This window comes from Ruminobacter sp. RM87, assembly GCF_000701925.1.
GTDB classification, from domain to species: Bacteria; Pseudomonadota; Gammaproteobacteria; order Enterobacterales; family Succinivibrionaceae; genus Ruminobacter; species Ruminobacter amylophilus.
The window spans coordinates 20,709-27,583 of sequence record NZ_JNKD01000041.1 but is presented as its reverse complement, the minus strand read 5'-3'; the positions used below and the strand labels follow the sequence as shown (position 1 = coordinate 27,583).

Sequence of the window (6,875 nt, the reverse complement as noted above, 5' to 3'; positions counted from 1 at the left end):
CCTTGGAACAGCGATTGTGGTTTCACCGAAAGAACCGTGAATGGTCTTTTCGCCATAACCATTTCTGCGATTCTCGGTTTCTTTTGGTTCGGATGAACTCTTATCATAACCAAGGTGTGCATCCATTTCGGCATTAAGCATTTTCTCAAAAATAGGTCCAAAGACGTCCTTTAAGGCTTCATTAACGTCCTTAGCATTTTGTACGTCATAATTACTGAGAATTAAATCTGCAATTTTTTCAGCAGCAGGATTTCGCTTAATATCTTTTTTTGCCATATTCATATAACTCCAATTAAGTTTTTTAATATTAACAGACTTAACAGGAATACACGAATTTTATGTCACACCCTTCTTTTTTAATCAGGTTATCAATATCAGAAAAAACATACCTTTATACTTCACAATTTTTTTTATATCCATCGGAATTGTGTTGTTAGCTGTGGTAAGTTATACGTCGATAGTCTGCTGTAATTTATATGACTATGTATTTTGTTTACTGAGCCATTTGCTCTCCTGGTTTTTCAGCGACGGATGAATTGCACTAAGGTCACATTATGTCGATGGTATTAATTTACGCTTTGTCCGCAACTATTTTTATGATGGTCTTTCTTGTTGTAGGACTTGCATACATCATAAAGTTGCGCAGAAGAATTTATAAAATATCTCAGGAAAACAGTAGTTTCAAGACACTTTGCGATATTATCAAAACTCCTATATGGTTCAAAGATGAAAATTTGAAAATCACCTGGGTTAACAAGTTTTATGCAAAAATGTTTGATCGTTCCAGAGCTTCCATTTATGGTTTGACAGATAAGGAACTTTCTCCAAGTAAGCTTTCAGACGGATACATTCGTGATGATCTGTACGTTAAGGAATCAAGAAAGCCTTATGTATACAGAGAAAATGAAAAATCAGGAATGTGGTTTGAAACAACTAAATTCCCTTTAATTTCAGATGAAGGTAATTTATATGGACTGGGCGGTATAGCTTTTAATATTACTGCCATAAAGAAGAGTGAAAACCTGATGCATTCCATGGTCTATAACGATTATCTGACCGGCATTCCAAACCGTCTGTTCTTATCCGTGGAAATTACCAAATTACTGTCTGTGGCAAAAGAAAACAATACAAAACTTGCAGTAATAGGCATCGACCTTGATAATTTTAAAGACCTTAACGATCTGTATGGCCACAGTGTAGGTAATGAGATTTTAAAGAAAACAGCTCAAAAGTTGAAGTTGTATACAAGTGATAAGGGAATGGTTATCGGCAGACTTGGCGGTGACGAGTTTGTTGTGGTAATTCCTAATGTCAAAGATGATGAGTATATCAATCAGACCTGTAATGATGTAAGAAAACTTATTAATACATTTTACGATATCTGTGAATCAAACATTACCATAAATATATCCGTAGGCGTAAGTATCTATCCGGATAATTGCGATAATTACGAAGATTTAATGAGACAGACTGATATGGCTGTCCATACGGCGAAGAACAGGGGGAGAAACTGTATCGTTTTTTATGACGAAGAAATCGGTAAGGCAAATTTCAAACGTATAAATATTGAAATTAATCTTAAACCTGCTATAGAAAACGATGAGTTCAGTCTTTACTATCAGCCAAAGGTTTCTGTAGATGGTAAGGATATTCTTGGTTTTGAGGCGCTTCTCAGATGGAACAGCAAGGAACTTGGTTTTGTTTCACCTGCTGATTTCATACCTGTAGCAGAACAGTCTGATCTGATAGTTTCCATGTCAGACTGGGTTATGCGTAAGGCAATGGTTCAGAACCTGAAATGGAAAAAGCAGTTTGGAATCATGTATCCTGTGGCTGTTAATCTTTCTGCGAAACAGATTCATAAACCTGATTTTCTGTCAAAAGCTCTCAAATTAATAGAGGAACTTAATTATCCTCCGGAATATCTTGAACTTGAAATAACAGAAAGTATGCTGATGAGTAAGGATAGTGATTCCAGAAAATCATTTGAAACTCTCAGAGGCATGGGGGTTAAAATCAGTATGGATGACTTTGGTACGGGATATTCAAACCTTAGTTATCTCAGCAGTTTTCCGTTGGATAAATTAAAGATTGACCGTCGGTTTGTTACCGATATTGACTCAAGTAAAGGAAATCAGCAGATTGTTAATGCGATTATAATGCTGGCCCAGGCCTTTAATTTATCCCTGATAGCAGAAGGTGTTGAGGGCGGCAAGGAACTGAAATATCTGCAGTCAAAAGGAGTTGATGTAATTCAGGGGTTCTATTTCTCCAAACCTCTTCCTCCTGAACAGGTTTACGATTTTGTAAATGATGTGAAAAACGGTGTATGGATCAGCAAGGTTCATGATTCATTTGAAAAACTGGATGATCATTATTCCGATAAAATCGGTAAAAAAGAAAGTACGTCAGTTACTGTAAACAAGTAATTGAGAATAAAAGGCCCCCTGCAGTTTGTAGTTGCAGGTGGCCTTTTGATGTTAAAAGTGATAATTATTTCTTATGATTTCCATTTAAGCATTCTGTTCTGAATGCTTCCAACGATCCATGTTGATATAACAACTACGACACCGATAACCACAATACCAACCAGAGTTCTGGTATAGTCGCCGAGATCCGAATAATTCTTTACATAGAAACCAAGGCCTGCTCTGGCACCGATCATTTCAGCTGATGTAAGAAGAATGAAGGATATGCATAAGCCTAAGTTTGCTCCTACGAAAATCTGGGACAAGGATGCTGGAAGAATTACGTGAATCATTGTGCTGAATCTGCTGAGGTTAAGAACCTTGGCCGAATTTAGCAGTCTGCTGTCAACGTTTTTCACACCGCTGATTGTACCCATGAATACCGGCCAGAAGGTTGCCAGAAATATTACCAGTACCGATACTGATCTGAAGGTCGGCAGAAGGGCAATACCATATGGAATGTAAACAATCGGCGGAATTGCACCAAGGAAACCGGCAACATGACCGGAAATGTTTCCGACACGTTTGCTTGTTGCCAGAAACAAACCGACAGGGATCGCCAGCAGACCTAAAATATATCCTTCCACTATAATGCTCAGAGAAGAAAGAATGTTTACGCCTATCTGAGGCAAATCTTCAATGAACTGATTGACTATTATCCCTACAGGTGGAAAAAGAATAGGTTTCACCAGATTGAATTTTGCAGTCATAAGCTGCCAGCCGATAAGGATTATGAATAGAAATGTGCCTAAATCCGCAGCCATATCTACTTTCTGACGATCCTTAGAAACGGCACATATAATCAGGGTAATTATTTCAATTAAAGAGGCAAAACCTATTGCATAACCGGATAACGGCTCTCTTGTTATCTGGTTAGGCAGAAAAAACTCAATTCCCACAAACAGCAGGAATATAATATGAGTAAATCTTAAAAATCTAACTTTAGGTGACATTAGATCATTGCCTCCTGATCAATTTTTTCTTTAATATCTCCAAAAAACAGAGCCATGATTTCATTTCGTATCTGAGAATATTCCTGTGTTTTTACAAGTTCAGAACGATTTCTTGGTCGTGGCAGCGGCACTTTGATTTCCTTATTAACCTGCCCAGGGTTTGCCTTCATCATTATGATGCGATCTGAAAGCAGAATAGCTTCATCAACATCATGGGTTACAAACACGACGGTCTTCTTTTTCTGATTTCCATCGCCTTCCCAGAGTTTTAAAAGCAGTTCCTGAAGAATAACTCTGTTTTTTGCATCTACCGCTCCGAAAGGTTCGTCCATTAAAAGTATTTCAGTATCCATTGCCAAGGCTCTGGCTATGGCCACGCGCTGCTGCATACCGCCTGACATGTCTCGAGGATATTTTTTCCCGGCTTCGGCCAGACCAACTTTCTGCAGGTATACATTAGCAAGTTCAAGACGTTCCTTTCTGCTTAAATCAGGTTTTACCTGCTTGAGACCGAAGGCCACGTTTTTTTCCGCAGTCATCCATGGAAAAAGAGCATACTGCTGAAAGACTACGCTTCTTTCTTTGCCGGGCCCCTGAATATCTTTGCCATTAATTCTCACCTGTCCGGACGTGGGGGCTGTGAGACCTTCTAGAATCCCCAAAAGAGAACTTTTACCACATCCGGATGAACCAATGATACTAACAAACTCTCCATCCTGAATATTGAAGGATACATTAGAGAGAGCCTGAAAAGAGGTTTTACCGGTGTGATATGTTAGGCTTATATTATCTATTTCTATCTTGTTCATGTGTTCCTCCGGTTTCTGACAATTCCTAAAGAAGAATTGTCAGAAAGTATTCCGGTTATTATTGATATTTATCAAAATGATCTTTCAGTGACTGATAAATAGCGTCATCAGGGAATTCATTGATGATGCTGTTCAGAGCCTTCTGGTAGATTTCAGTGTTGTAGAATTTATCTATGTCGTAATCTTTTGTGTATCCTGCTTCAACAACCTGATTTTTAAGCTGGGTAGTGGCGATTTTATCCGGATCCGGATTACTGTCACTGTTACCGCCGTATACTTCAAATCTGATTCGTTCAGGATCGATATCAACATACTTCTTTACAATCTTGACGGTACCGTCCTGTTCGCTCTTGAAATAGTGATATGCTTTGATAAAAGCTCTTTCAAAACGATAATATTCATCAGGTTTGCTCTTTAGTGCAGATGATTCAGCAACCTGACGGCAGCAAGGCTGATTTTTGAATTCTTCAACGTCTTTGCAGTGATAGATAACTTTATAACCGTTGGCCTGAGCTATTGATGAGAATGGAGGGAAGAAAGATGCCGCATCAATTTCCTTGCCCTGAAGTGCCGCAAAGGCATCTTTCTGACTGTTAAAGTATACAATGTTAACTTTGTCCGGACCTTCACCGATTTCGAGATTATGATTCTTTAACAGAATAAGAAGTTCAAGATCCTGAATACTGTTTTTAACGGAGGCAACATTACGTCCCTTAAGATCCTCAACAGTAGGTTCATGATCTTTTACAAATTCCGGTTTGATGACGTATCCGTGGCCGTTACTCATTGCACCACCGAAAATTGTCAGGTCATGTCCATTGCTCTGGAATGTTAAAGAAGGAACGGAACCGATGAGAGCAACATCAAGTTTACCAACCTCCAGTCCTGTGGCAAGTTCACCGGCGCTTGCAAAAGGAATTAGTTCAACATCAAGCCCTTCTTCCGCAAAATACCCCTGTTCTTTGGCAATGAAAGCAAGAAGGTGACTGGTGGTTGTAAGGTATCCCAGTGCAAAAGGTGTCTGTTCTTTAACGGATTGTCCCAAAACCGGTTCATCAGCAGCCATTGTGTTTGGCGGGATAAAAGCACCACCAAGAGTAATGGATGCATAGATGAACAATGATAATGCTTTAGTCTTAAGCATAATATCTCCTATGATACTTGTTCCCAGCGGGGAAAAGTCAGTCCGTGAAAACATCATACGAATCAGGTAATCAGTTTTTGGATGGCTTTTTCCTTCTGGTTAAATTTAATTGAATAGTTGTTTAAGTAGTAAAAATTTCATTATGTTACTAAAGCATAGTAAACATATATGAATTATAGCATATGTGATCATAATTAGATTTTTTGATTTTTGCAACCATAAATTTTTCGGAATCTCCAAAGAAAGAGTATTGAAGTTAGATTCGTGGTGTATATACTTCTGAGATAATGTACATAATATGGAAAAAAGTTTTATAAACAAAAATAATGAAAAATATTTCTGGTGATACAGTTTTTTTTGATGCTGTTTGGCTGCAATAACGAAATAACATCTTATCTTGTAGTGTACCTGTTTTATAAAGTTTTTTACATAAAACATACTAAACATACTTGACTAGTATAAATTAAAATTTATAATTGTATACATAATTAAAAACATACTAAACATATCGGAAATAATAAAACAAATAATGGGAATGTATATATGAGCAGAATTTATTCAAAGATTACTGATTTGGTTGGTAATACTCCTTTAGTGGAACTTTCAAGTCTTGCTTCTGAGGTAGGTTTTACAGGAAAGATTCTTGCTAAGCTGGAGCTGTTTAATCCTGCAGGAAGCGTAAAAGACAGAATTGCCCTTGCAATGATAGAGGATGCTGAAAAACGTGGTGTTTTAAAAAAAGGCTCTGTAATTATAGAACCAACCTCCGGTAACACAGGGGTGGGGCTGGCATTTGTCGCAGCAGCAAAGGGCTATCGCGTAATCATTACCATGCCGGACACCATGTCAATAGAAAGAAGAAATCTTCTCCTAGCTTATGGTGCTGAACTTCAGCTGGTTGAAGGTGCGAAGGGAATGAAAGGAGCTATCGAAAAAGCTGAAGAGCTGGCAGCCAAGATTCCTGGAAGTTTTATTCCCGGGCAGTTTACCAATCCGGCAAATCCGAAGGCTCATTTTGAAACAACAGGTCCGGAAATATGGAATGATACAGATGGAACTGTAGATATCTTTGTTGCCGGCGTTGGTACCGGCGGTTCTCTTTCAGGTACCGGAAAATATCTGAAAAGTAAGAATCCGAACATTAAGATTGTGGCTGTTGAACCTTCTGGTTCCCCGGTTCTTTCAACAGGCAAAGCAGGACCTCATAAGATTCAGGGTATTGGACCTGGGTTTGTTCCTGCGACACTTGATCGTTCTGTTTACGATGAGATCATTACCATTGATAATGAAGATGCGTTCGCTTACGGAAAGAAACTTGCGAGAACAGAGGGAATTCTTGTTGGTATTTCATCAGGTGCAGCACTGAAAGCTGCTTCCGTTCTGGCTTCAAGACCGGAAAATGCGGGCAAGAACATTGTTGTTCTGTTACCGGACGATGGTGACAGATATCTTTCAACCGCACTGTTTGCCTAAGATGAGAGCCGTACAAATGTTAATAACT

The 6,875-nt window shown here is 38.6% G+C and carries 6 protein-coding genes; 2 read left to right on the top strand and 4 right to left on the bottom strand.

The window, feature by feature from the left end:
* Positions 1 to 276 (bottom strand): transposase (locus T489_RS0108535; RefSeq protein WP_031579630.1); only part of this gene is annotated, 276 nt, incomplete at its 3' end.
* 278 nt (positions 277 to 554) lie between these two features.
* On the opposite strand from T489_RS0108535, the gene T489_RS0108530 reads away from it, so the two are divergent.
* Entirely contained in the window at positions 555 to 2,429 is a 1,875-nt protein-coding gene (locus tag T489_RS0108530) for a sensor domain-containing protein (protein ID WP_232218300.1), read from the top strand.
* Positions 2,430 to 2,500: 71 nt separating this feature from the next.
* Here the strand turns inward: T489_RS0108530 and T489_RS0108525 are convergent, their stop codons facing one another.
* Genes T489_RS0108525 through T489_RS0108515 form a run of 3 tightly spaced genes read right to left on the bottom strand, consistent with a single transcriptional unit; the run spans position 2,501 to position 5,374 of the window.
* The gene (locus T489_RS0108525; RefSeq protein WP_031579628.1) at positions 2,501 to 3,421 is read right to left on the bottom strand and encodes an ABC transporter permease; all 921 of its coding nucleotides are present in this window, start codon (positions 3,419 to 3,421) and stop codon (positions 2,501 to 2,503) included.
* Entirely contained in the window at positions 3,421 to 4,230 is an 810-nt protein-coding gene (locus T489_RS0108520) for an ABC transporter ATP-binding protein (protein ID WP_031579627.1), read from the bottom strand. The genes T489_RS0108525 and T489_RS0108520 overlap by 1 nt, the downstream gene beginning before the upstream one ends.
* A 58-nt stretch (positions 4,231 to 4,288) precedes the next feature.
* Positions 4,289 to 5,374 carry an ABC transporter substrate-binding protein gene (locus tag T489_RS0108515; RefSeq protein WP_031579626.1) on the bottom strand — a complete coding sequence of 362 codons (1,086 nt, stop codon included), beginning with the start codon at positions 5,372 to 5,374 and terminating at the stop codon, positions 4,289 to 4,291.
* Between the two features lie 543 nt (positions 5,375 to 5,917).
* Between T489_RS0108515 and cysK the strand changes: the two genes are divergently transcribed.
* On the top strand, positions 5,918 to 6,847 hold the full coding sequence (gene cysK, locus T489_RS0108505) for a cysteine synthase A (protein ID WP_031579623.1): 930 nt from the start codon (positions 5,918 to 5,920) through the stop codon (positions 6,845 to 6,847).
* Positions 6,848 to 6,875: the final 28 nt, after the last annotated feature.